Annotated in this window: 23 protein-coding genes; 1 reads left to right on the forward strand and 22 read right to left on the reverse strand. The window is 37.1% G+C overall.

The annotated features are described in order from the left end of the window. Window positions 1–110 precede the first annotated feature (110 nt). The 9 genes from AC3B5D_RS07660 to AC3B5D_RS07700 all read right to left on the reverse strand — a co-directional run bounded on the left by AC3B5D_RS07660 (window position 111) and on the right by AC3B5D_RS07700 (window position 9,435). Window positions 111–1,310 carry an ABC transporter permease gene (locus tag AC3B5D_RS07660; RefSeq protein ID WP_489840634.1) on the reverse strand — a complete coding sequence of 400 codons (1,200 nt, stop codon included), beginning with the start codon at window positions 1,308–1,310 and terminating at the stop codon, window positions 111–113. A 2-nt stretch (window positions 1,311–1,312) separates the two neighbouring features. After that, window positions 1,313–1,993 carry an ABC transporter ATP-binding protein gene (locus tag AC3B5D_RS07665; protein WP_489840633.1) on the reverse strand — a complete coding sequence of 227 codons (681 nt, stop codon included), beginning with the start codon at window positions 1,991–1,993 and terminating at the stop codon, window positions 1,313–1,315. Then, the gene (locus tag AC3B5D_RS07670; protein ID WP_489840632.1) at window positions 1,986–3,002 is read right to left on the reverse strand and encodes an efflux RND transporter periplasmic adaptor subunit; all 1,017 of its coding nucleotides are present in this window, start codon (window positions 3,000–3,002) and stop codon (window positions 1,986–1,988) included. The genes AC3B5D_RS07665 and AC3B5D_RS07670 overlap by 8 nt, the downstream gene beginning before the upstream one ends. A gap of 486 nt (window positions 3,003–3,488) precedes the next feature. Then, window positions 3,489–5,408, reverse strand: a complete 1,920-nt coding sequence (locus AC3B5D_RS07675; protein ID WP_489840631.1) for a copper-translocating P-type ATPase — start codon at window positions 5,406–5,408, stop codon at window positions 3,489–3,491. A 9-nt stretch (window positions 5,409–5,417) separates the two neighbouring features. After that, window positions 5,418–5,687: a cupredoxin domain-containing protein gene (locus AC3B5D_RS07680; RefSeq protein ID WP_489840630.1), complete on the reverse strand. Its 270-nt coding sequence runs from the start codon at window positions 5,685–5,687 to the stop codon at window positions 5,418–5,420. 12 nt (window positions 5,688–5,699) lie between these two features. Beyond that, on the reverse strand, window positions 5,700–6,071 hold the full coding sequence (locus AC3B5D_RS07685) for a cupredoxin domain-containing protein (RefSeq protein WP_489840629.1): 372 nt from the start codon (window positions 6,069–6,071) through the stop codon (window positions 5,700–5,702). 23 nt (window positions 6,072–6,094) lie between these two features. Next, a complete protein-coding gene (locus tag AC3B5D_RS07690) occupies window positions 6,095–6,532 on the reverse strand; it encodes a CopY/TcrY family copper transport repressor (RefSeq protein WP_489840628.1) in 438 nt (145 codons plus the stop codon). A gap of 172 nt (window positions 6,533–6,704) precedes the next feature. Further along, window positions 6,705–7,958 carry an MFS transporter gene (locus AC3B5D_RS07695; RefSeq protein WP_092463370.1) on the reverse strand — a complete coding sequence of 418 codons (1,254 nt, stop codon included), beginning with the start codon at window positions 7,956–7,958 and terminating at the stop codon, window positions 6,705–6,707. Window positions 7,959–7,977: 19 nt separating this feature from the next. Further along, window positions 7,978–9,435 carry an alpha-N-arabinofuranosidase gene (locus tag AC3B5D_RS07700; protein WP_489840627.1) on the reverse strand — a complete coding sequence of 486 codons (1,458 nt, stop codon included), beginning with the start codon at window positions 9,433–9,435 and terminating at the stop codon, window positions 7,978–7,980. Window positions 9,436–9,767: 332 nt separating this feature from the next. Between AC3B5D_RS07700 and AC3B5D_RS07705 the strand changes: the two genes are divergently transcribed. Next, window positions 9,768–10,661 (forward strand): ArsR/SmtB family transcription factor, encoded by an 894-nt coding sequence (locus tag AC3B5D_RS07705; RefSeq protein WP_489840626.1) that lies wholly within the window; start codon window positions 9,768–9,770, stop codon window positions 10,659–10,661. A 136-nt stretch (window positions 10,662–10,797) separates the two neighbouring features. Here AC3B5D_RS07705 and AC3B5D_RS07710 read toward each other — a convergent pair whose 3' ends face one another. The 13 genes from AC3B5D_RS07710 to AC3B5D_RS07770 form a co-directional block, all read right to left on the reverse strand. Beyond that, window positions 10,798–12,693 (reverse strand): M13 family metallopeptidase, encoded by a 1,896-nt coding sequence (locus AC3B5D_RS07710; protein ID WP_489840625.1) that lies wholly within the window; start codon window positions 12,691–12,693, stop codon window positions 10,798–10,800. Between the two features lie 154 nt (window positions 12,694–12,847). After that, complete coding sequence (locus tag AC3B5D_RS07715) at window positions 12,848–13,573, reverse strand: DUF4811 domain-containing protein (RefSeq protein ID WP_489840624.1); 726 nt, start codon at window positions 13,571–13,573, stop codon at window positions 12,848–12,850. A gap of 122 nt (window positions 13,574–13,695) precedes the next feature. Continuing rightward, window positions 13,696–16,155 carry a phosphoketolase family protein gene (locus tag AC3B5D_RS07720; protein WP_489840623.1) on the reverse strand — a complete coding sequence of 820 codons (2,460 nt, stop codon included), beginning with the start codon at window positions 16,153–16,155 and terminating at the stop codon, window positions 13,696–13,698. A 148-nt stretch (window positions 16,156–16,303) separates the two neighbouring features. Beyond that, window positions 16,304–17,035, reverse strand: a complete 732-nt coding sequence (locus AC3B5D_RS07725; protein ID WP_489840622.1) for a GntR family transcriptional regulator — start codon at window positions 17,033–17,035, stop codon at window positions 16,304–16,306. A 106-nt stretch (window positions 17,036–17,141) separates the two neighbouring features. Continuing rightward, window positions 17,142–18,536, reverse strand: coding sequence for an MDR family MFS transporter (locus tag AC3B5D_RS07730; RefSeq protein ID WP_489840621.1), 1,395 nt, complete (start codon window positions 18,534–18,536; stop codon window positions 17,142–17,144). 23 nt (window positions 18,537–18,559) lie between these two features. Beyond that, a complete protein-coding gene (locus AC3B5D_RS07735) occupies window positions 18,560–19,228 on the reverse strand; it encodes an HD domain-containing protein (protein WP_489840620.1) in 669 nt (222 codons plus the stop codon). Between the two features lie 54 nt (window positions 19,229–19,282). Next, a complete protein-coding gene (locus tag AC3B5D_RS07740; protein WP_489840619.1) occupies window positions 19,283–19,780 on the reverse strand; it encodes an aminoacyl-tRNA deacylase in 498 nt (165 codons plus the stop codon). 305 nt (window positions 19,781–20,085) lie between these two features. Beyond that, window positions 20,086–21,567 carry an ABC transporter substrate-binding protein/permease gene (locus AC3B5D_RS07745; RefSeq protein WP_489841181.1) on the reverse strand — a complete coding sequence of 494 codons (1,482 nt, stop codon included), beginning with the start codon at window positions 21,565–21,567 and terminating at the stop codon, window positions 20,086–20,088. 16 nt (window positions 21,568–21,583) lie between these two features. Next, window positions 21,584–22,315 carry an amino acid ABC transporter ATP-binding protein gene (locus AC3B5D_RS07750; RefSeq protein WP_489840618.1) on the reverse strand — a complete coding sequence of 244 codons (732 nt, stop codon included), beginning with the start codon at window positions 22,313–22,315 and terminating at the stop codon, window positions 21,584–21,586. 175 nt (window positions 22,316–22,490) lie between these two features. Further along, window positions 22,491–23,975: an ABC transporter substrate-binding protein/permease gene (locus AC3B5D_RS07755; RefSeq protein WP_489840617.1), complete on the reverse strand. Its 1,485-nt coding sequence runs from the start codon at window positions 23,973–23,975 to the stop codon at window positions 22,491–22,493. A 16-nt stretch (window positions 23,976–23,991) separates the two neighbouring features. Beyond that, on the reverse strand, window positions 23,992–24,723 hold the full coding sequence (locus AC3B5D_RS07760; protein WP_489840616.1) for an amino acid ABC transporter ATP-binding protein: 732 nt from the start codon (window positions 24,721–24,723) through the stop codon (window positions 23,992–23,994). 165 nt (window positions 24,724–24,888) lie between these two features. Beyond that, complete coding sequence (locus AC3B5D_RS07765; protein WP_489840615.1) at window positions 24,889–25,155, reverse strand: hypothetical protein; 267 nt, start codon at window positions 25,153–25,155, stop codon at window positions 24,889–24,891. Window positions 25,156–25,168: 13 nt separating this feature from the next. Further along, window positions 25,169–25,402: a hypothetical protein gene (locus tag AC3B5D_RS07770; protein WP_489840614.1), complete on the reverse strand. Its 234-nt coding sequence runs from the start codon at window positions 25,400–25,402 to the stop codon at window positions 25,169–25,171. Window positions 25,403–25,587 lie beyond the last annotated feature (185 nt).

The following is a 25,587-nucleotide window of genomic DNA, read 5'->3' on the forward strand; positions in this document are numbered from 1 at the left end:
AAAAGCCACGAAATTATCACTGAATTTCGTGGCTTAAAAAAATATCATAAATTTTTTTACTATAATTTGGCAATTAATTGCATTTATTTTTTATTATAAATAATCATTAGTTATCGTAAGGTATCAATTAGATTCTTTTGTGAGGCTTGTCTTGCAGGTAAAATACCAAAAATGATACCGACAGCTGAAGAAATACCAACCGCTAAGATAAATGATTCAAATGTGACAGTTGCCTTAAATGGAAATACTAACGATATTAAACTAACTAATCCCCATCCAAATAAGAACCCAATCAAACCACCACTTAGTGTCAGCATAACCGATTCGAGTAAAAATTGTAACATAATATTACTTGGCTTGGCTCCAACTGCTAATCGAATCCCAATTTCTTGTGTACGTTCTGAAACGGAAATATACATCATATTCATAACACCAATACCAGCAATAAACAGAGAAATAGCTGCGATAGCACTAATAAAATATGTTAACGCATTAAACATCGTTTTAATTTTACGCAGTTCACTCCCAATATCGGTATATGAATAACTACCATCATATCGACTCTGACCATTCTTTTTTAAAAATGATGTAATACTTTTAGCAGCTGACTTAACATCGCTACCTTTCTTAAAAGTTATTTGTAAGGAATCACCTTTTTGTGCACCATCCGAAGAATTAAACACCGTTTTAGGTAAAATGACATTAACTTCTCTATCCAAAAAATCACCTTTCCGATGATTAAAAGTACCTACTATCTCATATGTTTGATTTGAAATCTCAATACTAGTACCAATTGCGTTTTGACTGTTACCATAATCATTTTTTGCAAGGCTTTTACTAATTAACGCAACCGAGCGGCCATCAATATTATCTCTCCTTGTTATGTTATGACCGTTCACAACATCATACTGATTAGAATTCCCTTTAACTAAACCAATATTAAAAAGTTTATTATGATTACCCAAATTGCCATACATATTGATTTCTGAACCTATACTAGAGTGATCAATTTTAACTTTTTGAACATCTTTTGCAAAATTATTTTTAATCAAATTAACATCAATATCACTAAAGCCTTGTTTTCCCATACTAACACCATCATTTTGATAAAAATCAATTTCAGCAGTCACTTTACCATCGCTTGTGAAATTAAATTGTGACAGCATTTTATCTTTGATGCCATTACCTAAGGACATAATTGTAATAACTGCTCCCACACCAATTACAATTCCTACCATTGTTAATAGACTACGTTTAGGATTCGTCTTTAACGATTGCCATGCCGTCTTAAATAATTCAAAAAAAATCATGATTATACCGCCTTTTCATCCGAAATGATGTGGCCGTCTAAAATTTGAATCAAACGTTCTGCTTGATGACCAATTTTTTCATCGTGTGTAACTATAATAATAGTGGTATTTTGTTGCTGATTTAACTGTTTAAAAAGTGAAATTATTTCAGCAGAAGTTTGACTATCCAATGCTCCAGTCGGTTCGTCTGCAATTAAAAATTGGGGTTTAGTAATAATTGCTCGTGCTATTGAAACACGCTGCTGTTGTCCACCAGATAAATTTTTAGGTAATTCTTTCTCTATACCAGGCAACCCAACTTGTTGTAAAACATCTGCAACACTTTTTTTAATATTAGCTCGTTTAGCACCAGCATACAAAAGGGGTAACCCAATATTCTCTTGGACGGTTAAATTACTAATTAATTTAAAATTTTGAAATACAAATCCAACATTACTATTTCTTAATTTAGAAAATTGTGCCCGCGTATAATCGTGGATTGGTAAGTCATTATAAAAATAACTACCTTCAAACTGATCATCTAAAAAACCAATGATATTAATCAAAGTAGATTTTCCAGAGCCAGATTGCCCCATAATTGCAACAAATTCACCTTCAGCAATGTCTAAATTAATGTCATGTAAAATATGAGTCAAAGATTGTCCTTGTTTGTAGAATTTATTGATATTTTTTAACTTAATCATCTAAGCTAACCTTACTTCCATCATGTAAATTTTTATCTGGATTAACGATAACCGTTTGTCCCAAATGAAGACCTTTTTCAACTTTGTAGTGCCCATTCTCCATTTTACCTGTAACTACTTTGAATGAAACAACATGCTTTTTATTTACCACATAAACACCATGATGTTGAACACTTGACATTGGTATTGATAAACCTAATTGCTTAACTGATGCACGCGCTGTCTGTCCATTCATAAAATGGCCATTAATAGGTGCCGTAACTTCATATTTTGCGTCATTAGCCTTACTTGTTGTCGTCGGCTCATTCGATATAAATTTAATTTTTGTATCAACACTTTCTTTTGAAGCCAATGCTGTAACTTTTAAATTAGCATTTGTTTTTACGTCAGCATAATCATACTCAGATACATTTGCTTTAAAAACTAAATCGTCGCTATATACCATAATATTGGGTTTATCAGTTTCAGTGTCATTAATAATGACCGTTCCAGTAAAAGGTGCAATTGCTGAACTGCTTACCTTGGTCTGTTCTCTTTGTAATTTCGTTTTTAATCTTGTTAAGTCATCGTTTGCCTCATTATAGCTCGTTTGTGCTGTTGCAAGTTCTTCTTGATCATCTTGAGCCTTTACGACATCTAGTTGGTGTTTTAAATCAGAGACTTTACGTTGTTGTTGCAAAATTTCTTGATTAAAATCATCGACATTATTTTGACTTACTTGACTGTACATTGTCACAAGTGGTTGCCCTTCAGTAACATGGGCGCCATTATCAACTAAAATTTGTTGCACCTTTCCCTGTGGTAAAGTAATATGTTGCATTCGATCTGCCTTAATTTTACCAGTAAGAATTAAAGGTTTTAATTGAATAACCTTTGTACTTTTATATTCTGGTATATCATTCTTTTTTTGATGGATATTGTGATAAATACTCAATGCAAAAATTATCATGATTATTAATACCAATAAACCGACATACTTAAATTTCTTAGAAGTTATTATATTTCTCATAGTTTTCCCCTAAATACCAAAGTGCTATAATCCATAAATTGTTGAAAGATATAACACAATTGAGTAAACTCCTTTACATCATATATATTAATTATTTTTTGATCTAATAAGTAAAATTACTACAGAAAATACTTGAGACGATATCAATGACCATCCAAAAATACCTTCTCTGCTCAATTAAATGTAATGAAAGCATTTACATTAACTATTATATCCTAAAAAGCATTTTTTGAAATATGACTTTATTTAATGCTTAATATAAATTATTTTTTATAAAAATTGTATTTTAATGTTTTTTTGATATCGACTACCACAATATTCAGACTTCAAAAAAGCAAATTTGAAAATGATGTCCGGAGGTCAATGGTCAAAACTAAAAAAGCAGAAATAGATACTATCATATCTGTTTCTGCTGCTCATATTATTATGCTTGATTAATAAATTTTATAATTGATAAATAGCCATTTCTTATCATATGATACTTTATTAATAAGCGCTAACTAACTTCGTTTTACCTAACATGACTGAGCTTGTCACAACCGATAACGAACTCAATGCCATTGCAAAACCAGCTATTTCTGGACTCAAGACAATCCCCAGGCCATAGAACAGACCAGCTGCTAGTGGAATCCCTAACACATTGTACACAAACGCCCAAAAAAGGTTCAACTTAATACGATTAAACGTTTTTTTGCTTAATGATAAGGCCATCGCAACATCTCGCAAATCATTTTTAACTAGAACAATGCCTCCTGCATCAATGGCAACATCTGTCCCAGCACCCATTGCAATACCGACATCAGCGGTCGTTAATGCTGGTGCATCATTAATACCATCACCAACAAAGGCGACCGTTTGCGATTGCTGCAATGCCTTAATTTTATCAGCTTTTTCAGCAGGTAAAACACCTGCAATGACTTCATCAATACCAACTTCATTGGCAATTGCTTTGGCAACGTGTTCATTATCTCCGGTTAACATCACTGTTTTTAGGCCACGTGCTTTCAGCGTCGCAATGGCTACTGCCGACGTTTCTTTTGGCGTATCTTGAATAGCAATCAATCCGATGACCTGCTGCTGCAAACCAACGAGAACAACTGTCTTGGCATCATTTTGTAATTGCGTCATCTTTTGTCGTAGCACATCTGTCATTGTCACATCTGTCAACAAATATTCATTACCCACAAAAGCTTGTTGCCCATCGACCGTTGCCGCAACGCCCTTTCCTGATAAAGCTTTAAAATCAGTCACGGCTGATAATGTTAAGTGCTGCTCTTTTGCTGCTTGTATGACTGCCAGTGCTAAAGGATGCTCTGAATTTGCTTCAAGTCGTGCGGCTAATGTTAATACTTGCTGCTGATCACCAATAATATCAGTCACTTTTGGTTGACCAACTGTTATCGTGCCAGTTTTATCAAAAACAATCGTATCAATATCATTAACTCGTTCGAGCACTTCACCATTTTTAATTAAAATGCCCATTTTAGCCCCACGCCCGGTCCCAACCATCAAGGCTGTCGGTGTTGCTAATCCAAGAGCACATGGACACGCAATCACAACGACTGATACAGCAAAAATTAATGAATTAGCGACATCATGCCCAATAAAGACATACCAAACAAGAAATGTTGCGATCGCAATAATCAAAACAATTGGCACAAAAATATCTGAAACACGGTCAGTTAATTGCTGAATTGGTGCATGACTCGACTGGGCTTTTTTTACCAAAGTCACAATTTGTGCCAACATCGTTTGATTACCAACTTTTTTTGCCTTAAAAATGAAAGTCCCTGTTGTATTGATGGTAGAGCCAATCACCTGATCGCCGGTCTTTTTTGCAACCGGCATACTCTCACCAGTAACCATCGATTCGTCCACAGTTGAACTACCGGTAATCATCTGACCATCCACTGGAATCTTTTGGCCTGGTCTGACACGAATCAAATCACCGACGACGACTTCATCTAATGGCACTTGAATAAATTGACCATCTCGTTTAACTTCAGCATTTCTAGCCTGCAGATCCATCAATTTACTAATTGCCGAAGAAGTATTGTCTCGCATTTTTTCTTCGAGCACTTGTCCTAATAAAACAAACGTAATGACAAACGCCGCACTTTCAAAAAAAACAGCTTTACCAGTCAACATCGCATAAATACTATAAATATAAGCTGTTCCTGTGCCAACAGCAATCAGCGTATCCATATTTGAATGATGTTTTTGGAATGATGCCCAAGCACTCATTAAAAAAGGGCGTGCCGAAATCAACATCACAATCGTCGTCAAAACAAACATCGTCATCTGCCCACCTGGCAACATCCAACCAGTCAATGGCATAAGTATCATCTCCATTAACATCGGCAGTGACAATACGAATGATATCCAAAACCGTGTAGTCACTTTCATATGGTTCACCTACTTTATGATGACTTTACCTGAAAACATATCCATGCCACAACTAAATTTATATTCACCAGCTTTATCTGTCGCAATGGTCACTGTCTTGGGTTCATTAATCGGTAATGACTCACGAAATGCGAAATCATCCGAATGCACAACGTCTAAACACCCTTTGTTATTAGTTCTAGTAAACGTTAATTCTGCAGGGATACCTTGCTTTAAATTCACAATACTTGGTTCATAGCCACCATTAACTGTTATATTAACCTTTTGTACATCATTCATGTTATTTTCTCCTTACTTAATAATAACCTTGCCGTGGAACATATCCATCCCACACGCCCATTCGTATTCACCAGTTTGACTCGTATCTATCGTAACCGTCGCCACTTGATTTTGTGGTAACGCTTGATTGATCCCAAAATCTGCAAAAACCACATGATCAAGACAACTTGATGCATCCGTCCTTGTAAAATGCAATTGTGCAGGAACACCCTGCTTTAACACAACTTGTTCTGGTGAATAACCACCTTTAACCAAAATATCAACATCTTGTTTCTCACTGGTGACAGATGCCGTCTGCGTCTCTGTAGCATGTTTACCAAAAAACCACCAACTAATAAAGGCAATCAACGCGATGCCAACAATGAATACTATAATTCTTGTCATAAGTATCACTCCTTACATCATAATTATTCAGCACAATGTGTACATGACGCAGGTTCCAAACAATCACAAGCAATTGTCTCCGGCGCCGTTGTTATTTTTTGCTTTAATATTTCCTGTAAATTCATAATATCTGACTGGCTCAAAGGCATATCAGTTATTAATTCAGCTAAAGTGTGACCTTTTTTCATACTACATAAACGTTCAAAAACTGCTGATGTCATCTGGATCATCGCATCGTCTTCAGCAATTAAAGGACGATAAATAAAATGACGACCAACTTTCTGCGTTATTAACATCTCTTTTTGCACTAAACGACGCAATAACGTTTTAATTGTTGATTCAGACCAGTCTTTCTTTTGTTTCATCGCAGTTATAATTTCACTACTAGTTGCTTCTTTAACTGTCCAAACCACACGCATTATTTGCCATTCAGCATTCGACATATCACTTGCTTGCGCCATTAAATCATCCCCTTTTATTGTTTACATTTGTAACTGTTATTAGTATACCTTTTATCGTTTACAAACGTCAACAAAAAGAACCTTAATTCACCATATAATGAATTAAGGTTCTTCAAATATGCATCAAAAGACTAAATACTTCTTTTGTAACATTCTTTTCCTTAAAAAGGACTTATTCTGCTGTGTTCATTGATCCGTCGTTCTTTCCCCTTACCAAGAAGAACATTCCGAATAATGCAAATACTAATACAATGATACCAACGATTGTATACGTCGACTTAAAGCCAAGTACATCATATCCTGAACCGATTACGGTTGAGAATAACATCTGCGAAATCTGTACAGCCGCCGTTGTACTTAATGACTGAATCGTTGCAAATTCATTCTTACTAAATACTGAGAAAATATATCCCATTGGGCAAATAAACCAGAATGGTATAAATAAACCACCAAGTACATATGCTGCTCCGACAAATACCCAATTTGGCGCTACCGCAAATACTAAAATACGCGCTGCCATCAACAATGACATAATTACTAATCCATTACGATAACCAATGCGTTTGTTAACCCATGGAATCAATAGCATTCCGACAAAGGCTAATAGTTGTTGCGCTGTTGTTGCATATGAGAATAAGGTTGTTCCCTGATTACTCTTAAAGAACGTTGTAAAGTAATTAATTGCTTGTTGATCAACAATTTGTGAAAGTGGTACTGTTCCAAGCAAGAAAATAACAAAGAATATAAATGGCTTAGAGCGAATGCTTTTCAAAACACCCTTAAGCGTCACTTTATCAGATTTCTTATCAACCAAAACATCTAAATTACTATCATCATGCTTTACGAAGAACACAACCATGATTAAGTAAATCAACCCAGTAACGCTTAGACTCCAAAAGAAGCTACGTGGTTGCCACGATAACAAATAACCACAAATCAACGGTGCAATAAAACCGATAATTGTCACACCTGAACGGACCCAACTAAACTCAAATTTATTCACAAAGCTCATACGTTGCTCATAAGTTTCATTAATGTTCGTTCCACTATTCATGACAATACCAACAAATAGTCCCATGATTATCGCCGTTATATAGGTATTACCCTGCATTGGCATAATAACCAATTCCATAAACGGTCCCATCGCGACGGACAGGATTGCGATAAAGTACAATAAATACTTCTTCTCTAAGACTTTATCCCCAATAAAGCCAATAATTGGCGCTGATATTAATCCCATCAACGACATCATTGAAAATGCCAACCCAACATTTGCGTGTGTAAAATTAGCATACTTTACTAACCAAAAGCCGGAATACGTTGACATAACTGGCCAAATAAAATTAAATGACATTTCTGAAATGACAAATGACCAAAACTTACCAAACGAATTATACGGACTTTTTATACGACTAACCCAATTCATAAATCCCTCCAAAACTACTTTAACTTAAAGTAACTGAGACCACACTCATTGTAGGCAATGTCATATGCAATCTACCTGATGCTAATGAAGCACCTGTGAATTTTTGTAGTACAACGTTGTCTGGCTGATCAAATGTATTATGTGCATCCATCACGTCAGCTGTAATAATGGTTGCTTCTTTAATTTCACTTGGCAATTCGTCAAAAGCGATATCTAATTCTTTTTCATTAGCAACATCATAATTTGCTAGTGAAATTGTTAATTCATCATTCTTTCTTGATGCTGTATAGGTCACATTGTTTGGCAATTCATCTTCATCCACTAAATTAACAAGTTCTGCATCCATATGCTTTTGGTACATGTCAAACAAATAATAAGTTGGCGTCTTAAGCATCTTTTCACCATCTGTTAAGATCATGGCTTGCAACACATTAACCATTTGTGCAATATTGGCCATTTTGACACGATCAGCATGTTTATGGAAAATGTTTAGCGTAATTGCGCCAGTTAGTACATCACGAATTGTATTTTGTTGATACAAAAATCCTGGGTTAGTACCTTCTTCAACATCAAACCAAGTTCCCCATTCGTCAACAATTAGATTTACTCGTTTGTTAGGATCATACTTATCCATGATTTCAGAATGCTTTGTAATTAAGCGATCCATCAAAGCAGCACGTGTCATTGTGTCATACCAAACTTTTTCAGTAAAGCCAGTTGCAGAACCCTTATCATTAATCCAGTCACCAGTTGGCAACGTGTAGTAATGCAAGCTAAAGCCGTCAATGTATTGAGCTGCATTCTTCATGACAGTTTCAGTCCAATCATAATCATCTTCATTCGGACCACAAGCAACACGATAAATTGGCTGATCTTTATCATATTGTGGCAAAAATGTTTGATATTGACGGTAAACATCTGAATAATACTCAGGGCGCATATTACCGCCGCCACCCCAATTTTCATTACCAATACCAAAGAACTTTAGGTGCCATGGATCTTTGCGACCATTTGCTTGGCGCAATTCAGACATTGGTGACTCACCTGGCATGGTCATATACTCAACCCATTCAGCCATTTCTTGAACAGTACCACTACCAATATTGGCATTGATATATGCTTCTGCACCTAATTGATTCAATAATTCAAAGTATTCATGCGTTCCAAATGAATTATCTTCAACAACGTCCCCCCAATTGGTATTCACGATTCGCTTACGATTAGCTTTAGGTCCAATTCCTTGTTGCCAATGATAAGTATCTGCAAATAATCCACCAGGCCAACGCAATACTGGTACATGAATTTCCTTCAAAGCTTCAACAACATCTGTACGCATACCATTTACATTAGGAATTTTCGAATCTTCACCTACATATAGGCCTTCATAAATACCACGTCCTAAATGTTCAGAAAATTGACCATAAATGTATTTACTAATCTTAGGTCCGGCTTGCGTATTATTTACCTTAATCGTCATCTTTTTTACCTTTCGTAATTCACAAATTAGTTAACTACTAATTTTTCTAACCAACTTACAAAATAAATGATAACGCTTACAAAATAATAAGTAAATAGTTTTTATGTTAATTTTCACGCTTTATTTTATGTTAATTAACATTTACATTAATTAATTTACTAACGGAACACTTGTAAGGGCAAAGAAATTAATAAATATAATACATAGATTATTCTTTATATTAGGTAGATTCACATTTAAAAAACAACGGAATTAAAGATATCGGCAACCCATTTATTATGATTTTATGGTATATTCATCATATAAATACTATGAACGGGTTGGTTTCTCTTATGGATATAGACGTCTCAGACAAATCATTACCTATTTTTGCTGCTTTAGACAGCGCAGTACGTATTAAAATTATTCGGTTACTTTCACAACAAAAAATGAACGTTTCTGAAATTTCCAAATCAATTGGTTTGAGTAGTCCAATTACAGTTTCACATTTAAACAAACTAGAAAAGGCCCACCTCATTCGTACTGAAAAAAAAGGTAATCAGCGAATTGCAAGCTTGAATATTGATACAATTAACATTTCTTTTCCAAAACAACTTTATATTCCTTTCGAAAATTGGCAGGTTGAAATTCCTGTTGGCCAATACACAAATTTTGATGTCACCCCTACTTGCGGTCTAGGTGGTCAAAAGGGGTTTATTGGTCAAGTGGATCATCCCAGCTATTTTATGGATCCAAAAAGATATGAAGCAGATATTCTTTGGTTCGGCCAAGGCTTCGTTGAGTATCAAATTCCAAATTATTTACAAAATGCACAACAATTAGAAATGATTGAATTAACAGTAGAATTAAGTTCAGAATTTCCATTCTCAAACAACACATGGCTCTCTGACATAACTGTCAGCATCGATAACCATGAAATTGGTACTTGGACAAGCCCTGGTGATTTTTCAGACACTCGTGGACGTTACACACCTGATTGGGTCGCAGATGACATGAATCAATACGGTATACTGAAAACATTTAGAATTGCTAAACAAGGTTCATATATCGATGGCTTGGCTGCAAGTGATACAGATATAACTATGATTGATACTGAAAAGAATTCTTGGACCTTACGTTTTGAAATCAAAGATTCTGCAACTAACATTGGTGGTTGCACCATTTTCGGTAATAAATTTGGTAATCATGATCAAGGAATTAAGAGTACAATCTATTTCAGTAATTAAAAAAGTAGAGCCAGACAAATGTTTATACTACAAAACTTGTAGTCTTATAATTAATACGTTTTTAACAAAAACAGGTCGTTGGGACATCTTCTTTTGTCCCAACGACCTGTTTTTGTATAGTTAGTATAATTAATTTTTACCAGATCATCGTACGTTCAGCTGGTTCACGGTACATACCGTCGCCTGGCTTAACATCAAATGTTTCATAGAAATCATCAAAGTTTGACACAATGACATTGGTTCTTGCTTTATTTGGTGCATGCACATCAACTGCTGCAAAGTATTTCATTAGTTCTGGTCGAGCTTTCATTCGCCAAATAGTTGCCCAGCTTTCAAAAAATTCTTTTGCCGAGAATGTTTGTTGACGCTTTGCAGCCGCTAATGCTGCTGCAAAGCCTCCTAAATCAGCAACATTTTCAGAAACAGTCAACTTACCATTAACTTTCGCACCATACGAATCTAATCCATCAAATTGGGTAATGATTTTTTGTGTGCGTTCTTTAAAGGCCGCATAATCTTCATCTGTCCACCAATTATTCAGGCTACCATGTTCGTCAAATGAGGCACCATTGGTATCAAAGGCATGTGAAATTTCATGTGCAATGACTGCACCAATACCACCATAATTAGCTGAATCCGATTGCTCTAAACTGTAAAATGGTGCCTGCAAAATCGCTGCAGGAAAAACAATTTGGTTTTGTTGTGGATCATAATAAGCATTCACCATGTGTGCTGGCATATGCCATTCCTCACGATCTACTGGTTGATGCCATTTTGCCCATGCACGTGCCACATTTTGCTGGGTAAATTTTTGCATGGCTTCGAATAACGTCGCGTTGTCGTCAACAATCTTATCTTGATAATAGTCTGGCAATTTTTCAGGATAACCAATATGTGGTTTGATTGCATTCAACTTGACCACCGCTTGGTCACGCGTTGCTTGTTGTAACCAAGTCGTATTTTGTAAACGTTCTTTATAAACATCAATCATTGTTGCAACTTTATCTTCCACATCAGCCTTTGCTGCTGCAGAAAACTGATGATGTGCATACCATAGACCTAATGCTTGATTAAACGGTCCTTCTGCTAAATAATAAGCAGATTTTTGACGACTTTTTGCTTCGGGTGTACCAGACAATGCCCGACTAAAAGCACCACCTAGTATCCGAACTTCATCAGATAGGTAACCTGTATAACCATTCGCAATGTCAACAATCAATGTTGCTTGTAATAATGGCCAGGCTTCTTCAGAGAAAAACTGGTCAGACGCGTGCCAAAAACGTTCTTCTGGCACAACGACCATATCCGGTTCTTCACCAATCATGCTGGTGACAATTTCATTTAATGGTAATGCTGGTGTTAATGCTGTAAAATCAGCCCACTTGTATGGTTTGTACAATTTCACATATTCAGCGGATTCTTCTTGACTCAAAACAACTTGCGCAACGCGCGCATCAAATGCGATTGCTTTATCTAGCAAGTCCTTAATTTCATTTGCATGAAATCCAAATTTAGGCAACAATTTTTCTTGGGATTCACGCCATTGCTTTAATAATGCTGCCCCTTGTGGGTGATCAGGCGCATAATAAGTTGTATCCGGTAAAATCGTTCCTAAAGCATCTGCCCATAATACATAAGTTTGTGCATCCTTAAAATCTGGTGCAATACCTAGTGGCAAAGCATTTGGTAAGCCTTCTTTTTCTAATGCAACGATATGTTGTGCAAAATCAGCAAACGACTGAAAATTTTGGTAGCGCCGAATAATTGGCAAAACTGGCGTTGTTCCTAATTCATTACGCGTTTGCCAATCTGCTGCTAAACGATGATACTTAATAAAATTACGTAACACATCATCATCCGGTATATCCTTACCAGCTAGCCATTTGTCTGTTGTTGTTAGCATTAAATTTTCAATTTCATCAGCTAAATCAATAAAGCCACCTGTACGTGACTTATCATTTGGAATAACTGCCTGAGCTAGCCAATCTTCATTGATTGCTTCATAAAAATCATCTTGTCGACGTGTCCCCATTGTTTCACCTCAAATTTTAATTTTTCTTATAGACTAAGATAACACAATTCGTGAAGTTCGAACATGTTTCCATATCTATTTTCAATAAGACCGCATTAAAAAAGCCGCACACAAAGATATATACAAACATCACATGTATCCGACCTTGTTTAAATTATTCCGCTTGTTGCCATTTGCGAATTTGGTTGACAATATCAACCTTTAACTGCTTGTTCGCATCACTTGTCACTTGTTTCACAACATCATTCTTTAACTTATTCTGACTATCTGTATCATTAACAAAATCTTTATCCGTTTTCACTTTTTCAGCAACTCGTTTATTAATTTCATCACGTACTTTATCAGAAATTTTTGACTCATTGGTTTCAATTAATTTTTGTAGATCATCAACTTTATCAGCTGGAACAACATACCAACCCTCAGGAAGCGTTAATTGATATGTCGTATCACCCTTTTCTAACGTCTTTTGCCCTAACAGTAAGAAACGACGCCAAGTTGAATTTGCTTGATAAGTCATCACTGTTGTTTTTAAAGTAGCTTGCTTACCAGCAACAATTTTTGTCTGTGCTTGTTGCGTTAATGTCTGATATGTTTTGTCATTCGTCTTATAAGTATAACGTAAATGACCATTGCTCCCTTTTTCCGTCGTTATTAAATTAAATCCATCTACAGTAACAGCAGGCTGAATTTTTTGTGTTTTAGTGAATGGGACCTCAGCCATTAAAAAGTGGCGTTGTTGTGCACGCTGCAAACCTAACCCCATGAAAACAGTCAACAAAAGACCGATAACAATCGGTACCCATCGTATTTCATGATGTACAACACCTTGAATTGCTGCGTACGCTAGCAGCACAATTCCCAACACAAATAAGACAATCATTAACTTTCTCCTTAAAAACATATTCAACCATTACAAATTATAACAAAAAAAGCTTACAATCGCCAAGAAATAGCGATTGCAAGCTTTTATTTTATCATATTTCAACTAACCTGTGATGTTGATTACTTCTTTAAAGCAGTCCACTTCCAGTCAGTAAACTCTTCGATATCGCGTCCCTCATTACGAGTAACATCGAAGTGCTTTGCCAAGATAGCATCCATCTTTTCGTCAAAGGCCTTTGCTTCATCAACATTAATAACACCCTTGTCAGCCAAGATATTTGCAGCTTCCTTAGCTTGGTGGAAACGATCCAACTCTGAGTATACACGCATGTCATAAGTTGTTGTGATGTCACCATCTTCACGGTAACCGTGAACGTGAGCACCTAAGTGTTGACGCTCATAGAAGATTGATTCGATCAAGTCTTCGAAACCGTGGAAGCCAAACATAACTGGTGTTCCTGACTCACCGAACAATGCTGTAAACTTTTCGTCTGACAAGGCACGTTCGTGGTTCATCTTACCATTCTTGTTTAGCAAACGGTGCAATTCAACAACGTTTACGTAACGCATCTTAACAGCTGGGAAGGCTTCGTTGATCAAGTGCAATGCAGCAAGAACTTCGATTGTTGGTTCAACACCAGCAGATGCAAAGACGATATCAGCATCTTCACCTTCAGCAACAGTTGAAGCCCAATCGATTACCTTAACACCTTCGTTAGCCAATTCTTCAGCTTCTTCAACTGAGAACCATTGTTGACGAGGTTGCTTTGAAGCAACAATATGGTTAACCTTGTGACGTTCAGTAAATGCACGACCAAAGACAGCTAACAAAGTGTTACCATCAGCTGGCAAGTATTGACGAACAAAATCAACCTTCTTCTCAGCCAAGTGTGCCAATAGACCTGGATCTTGGTGAGTGTAACCGTTGTGATCTTGTTGGAAGGCTGTTGATGTTGAAATCAAGTTCAATGATGGGTAATCATTACGCCATGATTGTTCTGAGGCGTGACGTAGCCACTTGAAGTGTTGTGTGATCATTGAATCAACAACACGCAAGAATGACTCGTATGATGCGAATACACCAACACGACCAGTCAACGTATATGCTTCCAACCAACCTTCAGCTTGGTGCTCTGATAATTGAGCATCCAAGATACGACCTTCATGAGCCTCATGTTGATCGTTAGGTTCTTTCACTTCTTCCATCCATTGACGGTTGGTAATGTCGAACATACCCCACAAACGATTTGACATCGTCTCATCAGGTCCGAAGATACGGAATGATGTTGGGTTCAACTTTGATACTGCAGCAAAGTAGTTTGACAAAACGTTCATATCCATGTTGCGGTTACCATCTGGCAATTCCGTTCCACGGTTATCAGCAGTAATCTCGTTGGCAAAGTCCTTCCAATTTGGCAAAGCCAAATTAGTAGCAGCTTCACCGCGACGACGACCACCATTAGTAACAGGGTTAGCAGCCATACGCTTATCACCCTTTGGTGCCATTGCAGCAATTTCTGCCTTCAATGAGCCATCAACATTAAACAATTCAGCTGGCTTGTATGAATTCAACCATTCTTCAAATTCAGGCAAAGTATCCAACTTATTTTGTGCCAAAGGAAGTGGTACTTGGTGAGCACGGAATGAGTTTTCAATTGGCTCACCGGCTGCGTTATGAGTTGGACCACCCCAACCCTTTGGCAAGCGAGCAATGATGACTGGCCATGCAGCAACTTCACCATCAATATAGCGGCCTTCTTCACGGGCAGCTTTTTGAATTGCTTGGATGTCTTCGATAGCTTGGTCGAATACCTTAGCAGCCAACTCGTGGTATGCCATGTAGTCGTGGATATCATCGTTTTCAATGAAACGTGGTGAGTATCCCAAACCTTCAAAGAACTTTGTGATTTCTTCATCACTCATACGTGAGAAGATTGTTGGGTTTGAAATCTTAAATCCGTTCAAGTCCAAGATTGGCAAAACAGCACCATCGTTCTTAGGGTTTAAGAACTTGATTGAATGCCATGATGTCATTGAAGGACCAGTTTCAGCTTCCCCATCACCAACAACTGCAAAAGCAATTTGGTCTGGGTTATCCAAAACAGCACCAGTTGCGTGAGATAGTGAGTAACCTAATTCACCACCTTCATGCAATGAACCTGGTGTTTGTGCAGTCATGTGTGATCCAATTCCACCAGGGAATGAGAATCGCTTGAACAAACGTGCCATACCATCAACATCTTGTGTAATTTCAGGATAGTTTTCAGTATAAGTACCGTCCAAGTATGAATTCGTAACCATTACTTGGCCACCGTGACCAGGTCCACCAATGTAGAACATGTTCAAGTCATACTTGTTGATCAAACGGTTTGCATGTGCATACAAGAATGTTTGTCCTGAGATCGTTCCCCAGTGACCAATTGGCTTAACTTTAACATCGTCCGCTTGGATTGGTGTGTTAGTTACTGAAAACAATGGGTTGCTCTTCAAAAAGATCATACCTGCTGAAAGGTAGTTGCTGGCACGCCACCAAGCATCAACCTTTGCTAGATATTCCTTTGAATCAAAATCTACTGCCATTTTGATGAAATCTCCTTTTACTTTTGAGAAAGGTTCAATCGCAGAAGTCATCTTCTGGATTACATTATTATAATAACAGATTTCCAAATCAGGTACAATAAAAAACTCCTAATTGGACCGTCCCAATTTTGTAACAATTTTTTATATGTTATTCACCGTCTAAACTCACGAAACTGTTGTAACGCATGTATTCATAATGTACGCGCATTTGACCAACTTCAAAAGGAGTCCCATCGTCTAAAAAGTACACACCTGCCATCACCCCAACTGGTTCAGTTGGTTTCAAATGCAAATATGCCTGATCCTCTTCACTTGATGGTTCCGCTGTAACGGTCATGAATGACTTAGTCACCGCTTTGTTCGTTGTCTGCTCTGCATATTGAAACATGGAATGCGTCATATCTTCTGCTGTTAACATTGGCAATAATTTCACTGGAATCACTGCGTTTTCAATCATAAATACCTTGTCTTGCAAGGTACGAAGACGCTTAATACGATAAACTTCTTCGTCTGATTCTAAAAACAAGGCTTCACGGTCTTCCTCATTGGCAATTTCTTTTTCAAACACAAGTAATTTAATTGCTGGTGTCTCACCTTTAAAGCGAAATGAATCTGATACCCCTAAGTTTTGACCAACGGCATGAAACATCCCCTGATTTTTTAAATATAATGGATTAACAAATGTCCCCGAACCACGCTTTTTAAAAATAATGCCTTGTTGCACCAATACATTGAGGGCTCGTTTGATCGAACTTCGTGAAACAGCGTACGAGCTAGCCAAAGACCGCTCATCTGGTAATTTTAAATCAGGAAATTCCTGATTATTGATCCGCCTATTTAAATCGTTGAGCACTTTCATATACAGTACTTCTTTAGCCATGTTGAACCTCCTGTTCACTACAAGTTACAATCATAACATAAAAGTGGTCCAACCAAAACAAGGTCAGACCACTTTTATGAAATGATTTTATTTTATAATTGGTTTATCACGCATCAGCATCTTGTCGCTGCCGTAACAATCTTGTTAAAGTCAACGCAATAACAACTAGCACTGTGGCTATCCAAAAAGCAACATGAATTCCCGCTAAATCAGCTGAAGACTGCGTTTGCCCTGCTTTAACACTCGCTGAGGTTAAGCCGTATGCTGTAATCAACGCGGCTGTTCCAAATGATGCAGCAACTTGACGAATCGTCGTATAAACAGCTGAACCATCTGGTACCATGGCTATCGGTAATGAATTAAATGCTTCCGTTTGAATTGGCATCGTCACCATAACCAACCCTAACTGGCGAATCAATTGACCAACTGCTGGCAACCATAATGGTGAATCCAATTGCAGGTTAGCTAAAATAATTGTCCCTAAGACAACAATCCCTAGTCCAATTGGTGCTAAACGACGTGCCCCAAATTGATCATACCATTTACCTGAAGTTGGCGATAAAATAGCCGTAATCAACGCACCAGGTAATAGGATCAGTCCAGAAATCAATGCTGATTCACCACGTACCGTTTGCATGTACAATGGTAACATTAATGCCCCACCATATAAGGCACACATCAAGACAACATTAATAATGGTTGCAACTGTAAAATTATGATAATGAAATACATCAAAGTTCAGCAATGGATTTTTCGCATGCGTTTGTTGGTAAACAAAGAGCGTCGTGACCAAAATACCAACAAGTAAAAATCCCCATACATTTGGACTTGTCCATTGACCATCCCCTGCGTTTGAGAAACCATACAGTAAACTACCTAATCCAATACTTGACAATAACACACCTAAGAAATTAAACTTCAAAAACTTTTGTGTGCCTAAATTGTTTAATAGGAAGAAAGCCAAAATTAAATCTAAAAAGATAAATGGCGCAATGCCCCAAAATAGCCAACGCCATGAATGACTAGAAACAATAAATCCAGATAATGTTGGTCCAATGGTTGGTGCAAAATTTAAGGCTAAGCCAATGATTCCCATTGCCTCACCGCGACGATTAGCCGCAAAAATATTCATCACCACCACGTTCATCAATGGTCCGAAAATACCTGCACCAGCAGCTTGGACCATTCGACCTAAAATTAAGATAAAATAAGTTGGTGCAAAACCTGCAATTAAGGTTCCAATAGCAAAAATCAATAGCGCACTAAGGTATAACGTCCTTGTTTTCAAACGTTGAATCAGAAAAGCTGTTAGTGGGACCATAATACCGTTAACCAACATATACCCATTTGTCATCCATTGACCCAGTGCTGTTGAAATTTTAAAATCTGCCATGACTTGTGGCAATGCTGTATTCATTAACGTCTGATTTAAAAATCCTAGAAAAACACCGACCATCAATATTAATAGGACACCACGTTCCTTTTTTGATATTGAATTCACATATCCACCCCTTTTTTAAAAAATTAGTAATCTTTTTGTTGCCATTCAAGTTCAAATTGTGTGACAAAATCGTGCATTATTCGGTCTCTTTTGGCACCAATTCGTTGTCCTTCTTTCGTATTCAAATAACCTTTGAGCAAAAAAAGTTTTTCATAAAAATGATTCATAATGGTCTCACCATCTGCTTGACGGTACTCTGCCTTTGTCTTTACCTGACGTGGTTTAATATCAGGATGATATAGTTCATGTCCATGAGCAACACCATATTGAATCACCCGTGCAATGGCAATTGCCCCTATCGCATCTAATCGATCTGCATCTTGCACGATTTGACCCGCTAACGACAACGATACTGGCTGACCAAATCGTTGTTTACTCCATGACATATTGTCAATAATTGTAAAGATTTCCATTTGACGACTCTTGGTGACTTGATTAGTTGTTAACATGTCTACAACGGCTGCTTTCGCCCCAGCCACATCTGCAAACAACTTATCATCGTACGTATCATGTAAAAGTGCAGCTGCTTGAGCAATAAATGTATCGGCCGTTGGTTCCGTTGTTAAAATGTGTCGCGTCATGTTGAACACTCGATCAATGTGTGTCATATCATGTCCCGTTTTGTCTTTAGACAAGGTCCGTTCAGTAAACGTTCTAATAGCCGCTAATTGTTCTACTTCCTGCTGATTCATAACCCGATCTCCAATCGTTATAACGTGTCACTGTAACCAACGTCGTCACTAGTCTCATTCATCAACTGAGCGAATATCAGCAAATTGGCCATGCACAAATTCAGCCAGTGCAACGGCATCAAGACGAATCGAGCGACCAACTTCACCGGCTGAAACCGTAATCGTCCCAGCTTCTTTGGCACTATTATCAAAATAAATTGGAAATTTCTTCGTTTGCCAAATACCGACTGGGTTATTTGCACCATGAATATAACCAGTTGTTTTTTGTAAATTTTTGGTTGGAATCATGGTCACTTTTTTATTACCCGATACCATTGCCAGCTTTTTTTCATTTAAATGATTATCAACCGGTACAATGCCAATCACTGGTCCGGTGACGTTACCCTCTAATGCCAATGTTTTATAAATGTCATGATCTGTTAACCCATAGGCATCTAACTCTGCTTGATCACGATTCATACCTCCTGAAAAAACAATCGTTTCATAAGGAATATTTGCTTTATCTAAAATTTGCTCAACAAGAATTTTCTTAATACGTGCTTTCTTTGACATCTTGTTTCTCCTTCACTCTCTGTCCTTTTTAATATACGCCATTCTGTTGACTTAGAAAAGTAACACCCCTTAAAAACGTAAAAATAACGACACTAGCTTGCTGTCGCTATTCAAAAGAAGAGTGTGTGACAAAACACGTTTAAAGGCGCTATCTACCAATCAAAATTGATAGATTAGCGCCTTTTTTAACGGATCATAACGACTTATGTCTCAGCCCCCTACAAAAAGATTGCTGCCTAACTATTCTAAAATATTGTCGTCTGACACTATTTTATGGTGCTTATTTTGCTTACTTCATGCATTTTTTATCCAAGTGTCTTATCTGATTTGCGTAATCTCTTTTCAAATAAAATCAACAAACGGCTAATACCAAATGTCAATATGAAATAAATCACAGCCGTGATAATTAGGGGTATAAATGGTTTAAATGATGCTCCTTGAACCACTGATGTCTGGAAGGTCAACTCACCAACACCAATAACAGAAACAACTGAACCTTCCTTAATAACCGTTACAAATTCGTTACCTAAGGCTGGCAAAATATTTTTAATGGCTTGTGGTAAAATCATAAATCGCATTGTTTGATTCTTCGTGAAACCTAATGAACGTGCTGCTTCAGTCTGTCCATCGGGTACCGCTTGAATACCTGAACGAATAATTTCGGCGACATAAGCTGCTGAATTCAAAAACATCGCAATCGCACCAGCTAAAAAGCTTGAAACATGTAATCCAATGGCTTGTGTCCCAAAGTAAACAATAAAGACTTGAATCAACAAAGGCACACCACGAACAACTTCAATATATGCTGACGCTAACCACTTTAATGGCTTGATCGTTGATAATTTCATGAGTGCAAACAAGATACCTAAAATAATACCAAAGAAGACCCCAATGACAGCCAACCCAATCGTGTAGAATGTTCCCTTAACAAAGTATGGTGCATACTTAGAAACAAATGATTCTTTTTTATTCATTATCTTAATGGCGTTATCTTGCATTTTCTGCAACGGTGCCCCAATCACATGGTCAGTTAATATCTTATTAACTTTTGCTTGTAATACTGTGGCATTTTTGTTCATAACAACTGATGAACCATTAGAAATACCTGGCAATTTTGCTGGTGACACGGCAAATTGATTACTTTGATCTAGATAACTTTTGGCAGTGGTACTTGCCACAACCACACCGTCAACCTTTTTTTGCGTTAACTGTGTTACTTCATCAGTAATTTTCTTCAACGAAACAACTTTTTTATCACTGATTTCATGTGCTAAATCATCTTGTTTTGATGAGACTTGTGCTGCTAATTTTGCTTGGCGGATTTGCTTCAACGTTGCCCATTTGTCTTTGTTTTGCTTTAATGTTAAAACAACATTTTTATCAACAAAGTACGGCTTTGAAAAATTGACTTCTTGCTCACGTTCAGGAGTACTTGTCATCCCCGCAACAACAATATCCACCTTGCCCGTTTTCACAGCACCCAACAAAGCATCAAAACTCATCTCTTGAATTTCCGTCTTAACGCCTAATTGCTTACCAATTTCACGCGCAACGTCAATATCAAAACCAACAATTTTATCTTGCCCGTTTTCAGTTGTATGGAACTCATAAGGCGCATAGTCTGCTGAAGTTCCAACAACTAATTTACCTGATTTTTTTATTCGCTCTAAGGTTGGATCTGTTTGTGCAGCACTAACAGTATGCATATCAAAGATACCTAACCCGCTAGCCATGACTAAGCCAAAGGCCATCACTGCCATGATCAGCTTTTTCACCCATTTAATCATCATTCAAATTCCTCTCTTACAACATCTTTGCTAAGAAATTCTGCGCACGTTCTGAATTAGGATTTTCAAAAAAGCCTGCCGGACTATCGTATGCAGTCATTTCACCATCACTCATAAACCAAATTTTTGAAGCAACTTCACGCGCAAAGCCCATTTCATGTGTCACGACCAACATTGTCATGCCTTCTTGCGCTAACTCACGCATCGTCTTTAATACTTCACCGACCATCTCAGGATCTAACGCAGAGGTTGGTTCATCAAATAACATAATTTTGGGATTCATTGCTAATGCACGCGCAATAGCCACACGTTGTTGTTGACCGCCAGATAATGATGCTGGATAAACAGCCGCTTTGTCAGCCACCCCAACTTTTGTCAAAAATTGTTGCGCAATCTGCGTTGCTTCACTATCTGCAATGCCTTTCACTTTCAACAAAGCAATTTTCACATTATCTAATACCGTCATATTCGGAAACAAATTAAAACTTTGGAAAACCATCCCCAAATCTTGACGAATTTTATCAAGATCCGATTCAGTGGCTTTCGTAATATCTTGGTCTTCAAAAATAACCGCCCCTGATGTTGGGTGTTCTAGCATATTTAATTCTCGTAATAATGTTGACTTACCCGTTCCTGATGGTCCTAAAATTGCAATCACATCGCCCTCTTCAACTTCAGCATTAATTGACTGCAAAACCGTATTCTTACCATACTCTTTGTGTAAATTTTTAATTTCTAAAATTGCCATATTTCTACTCCCATTCACTGCTGATTAATAAATCTTAACAGCAATTGAAATTATATGCAATAATTTCCTCAAAAAACCCTTAAAATACCCCGATTTATTCAAAAAAACTGAATATATACACAAATATGCGTTATATCCAGCTTCTCATTTAAAATATTTTCCGCTTTAGCTATCATTAACCAAATGATTTATCAGACTTATGTAATTTCTTTTCGAATAAGTTCAACAGACGACTAATACCAAAGGTTAACACAAAATAAATAACTGCTGTAATTAACAATGGTAAGAATGGTTTGAATGATGCTCCCTGAACCACTGATGTTTGGAAGGTCAACTCACCGACCCCAATGACAGAGACAACCGAACCTTCCTTAATCACTGTCACAAATTCGTTTCCTAAGGCTGGTAAAATATTCTTAATCGCTTGTGGTAAAATCATAAACCGCATCGTCTGGTTCTTTGTAAAACCTAGTGAACGTGCCGCTTCAGCTTGTCCATCGGGTACCGCTTGAATACCTGAACGAATAATTTCCGCGACATAGGCTGCTGAATTCAAAAACATCGCAATCGCTCCGGCTAAGAAACTTGAAACATGAATACCAATCACCTGAGTACCAAAGTAAACAATAAAAACTTGAATTAGTAATGGCACGCCACGGACCGCTTCAATATAAGCAATTGCCAACCATTTCAATGGTTTGATTGTTGACATTTTCATCAAAGCAAACAAAACACCTAAGATAATACCAAAGAAGACACCAATAACTGCTAACCCAACCGAATATTCCGTTCCTTTAATAAAATAGGGCATGTACTTCTTAATAAATGAATCTTTTTGATTGGCTTGCTTAAAGGCTTTTTCTTGCCATTTATGTAATGGTGCCCCAATGACATGGTCAACTAATATCTTATCAACCTTCGTTTTTAAGACAGGCGCATTCTTATTCATAACCACTGAGACTGCATTACCTGTCTTCACAGGCAAATCTGCCTTAGTAATAGCAAACTGCTTGCTTTGACTCAAATAACTTCTAGCGGTTGTTTGTGCTACAACCACGGCATCAACTTTCTTTTGACTTAGTTGCATCACGAGATCCGTCACCTTTTTAACTTGAACAAGCTTTTTATCTGTTAAGTCACCAGCTAAACTTGCTTGACTAGATGCCACTTGTGCTCCTAGTTTTGCATGCCGAATTTGATCGAGTGTTGCCCATTTATTTTTGTTTTGCTTTAAAGTTAAAATGACATTCTTATCATTATAATATGGTGTTGAAAAATTAACTTCTTTCTCACGTTCAGGGGTACTTGTCATCCCCGCAATCGCCATATCAATTTTTCCCGTCTTCACAGAGCCTAATAATGAATCAAAACTCATATCTTGCACAACTAACTTTACACCTAAATGTTTGGCAATCGTTCGTGCAACATCCATATCAAATCCTAAGATTTTATCTTGACCATTAACTGTCGCATGAAATTCATACGGCGCATATTCAGCAGCCGTTCCAACGACTAATTTACCTGATTTTTTAATTCGCTCTAACGTTGGATCAGTTTCAGCAGCATTAACTGTCGTTGTGCCCAAAATACCGATACCACTACTCATAAATATCCCAATCGCCATTAATAAGGTGACGATTTTTTTTATCCACTTCTTCATAAATAAAATTCCCTTCTTACAACATTTTGGCTAAGAAATTTTGTGCACGTTCTGAATTTGGTGATTCAAAAAAACCAATCGGGTCATCATATGCTGTCATCTCACCATCACTCATAAACCAAATTTTTGAAGCAACTTCACGCGCAAAACCCATTTCGTGTGTCACGACCAACATTGTCATACCCTCTTGCGCTAACTCACGCATCGTCTTTAATACTTCCCCAACCATCTCAGGATCTAACGCAGAGGTTGGTTCATCAAATAACATAATTTTAGGATGCATTGCTAATGCGCGGGCAATGGCCACACGTTGTTGTTGACCACCAGAAAGCGATGCTGGATAAACGTCACTTTTTTCTGCCACCCCAACTTTGTCTAAAAATTGCTTTGCCGTTGTGGTTGCTTCACTATCAGATAATCCCTTGACCTTTAATAATGCAATTTTCACATTATCTAATACCGTCATATTTGGGAATAGATTAAAACTCTGAAAAACCATGCCTAAATCTTGACGTATCTTATCTAACCCTGCCTCATTTGCCTTTGTAATATCCTGATTTTCAAAAATAACCGCCCCTGATGTTGGATGTTCTAGCATATTTAATTCTCGTAATAATGTCGATTTTCCTGTACCCGATGGTCCAAGAATTGCAATCACATCGCCCTCTTCAACTTTGGCATTAATTGACTGCAAGACCGTATGCTTACCGTACTCTTTATGTAAATTTTTTATCTCTAAAATTGCCATCACGCTACTCCCATTCGTTGTTGATGAATAAATATTAACAAGTAATGAGAATTTATGCAATGAAAAACTAATATTTTCTTTAAAAACTTTTATTTATACAAAAAACAGTGAATATATGCATTTAATTATGCACATATTCACTGTTTTTAGAATAAAATATCCGTTTTAAGCTACTGCTTTTTGCTGACTATCAAAAATAATTTGCTTATTAGTCACAGCCATTGTTGCCATGTATGGTGTGCCTAATTTCATTGATTCCCCTTTAGCATTTAACAAGAAATCAAATGACGCTAACGTCTTCATCGCTTCGTAAACCGTTTCACGATCTAACATCGTCGCTGGATGCTTAATTTTGATGACTGATAGCTTTTTTGATGTATCAGTATCCTTACCATCAAGTGTCATAAATGTTAATTCTAATACTTGGTTCATATTAATCATCTCCTTAATTACCGCCTGTATTGGGACTAAATAAATGTGCCTTCGTTTCAACGGTTGTTATTTTTTCAATGGTTGTTTCAATACCTAATCGCAACATCACTTGTGCTAACTGTGATAATTCATGAACCGTTGTGCCAGACTTCACATAAAATTGACGACTCGTTACAACATTTTCAGATGCCTTCCCAATAATTTTGACTTTTAACATATTTGGCACCTTTACCTGCTTTTCTACCATGATAACTTTCCTCATTCCTAATATTTGATCAAATGGCCATTTGAATTATCAGCTTATTGCTGACACTTATACTAACGTTACCAATCATTAATAATGTCACATTTTTTCAAAGGGGTTGCGGCAGTAATCGTTATGACCAAATGAAAAGGACGTTGATCTATCAATTTAATGGTTCTACAATATTT

The organism is Weissella sp. ESL1177 (assembly GCF_058107185.1).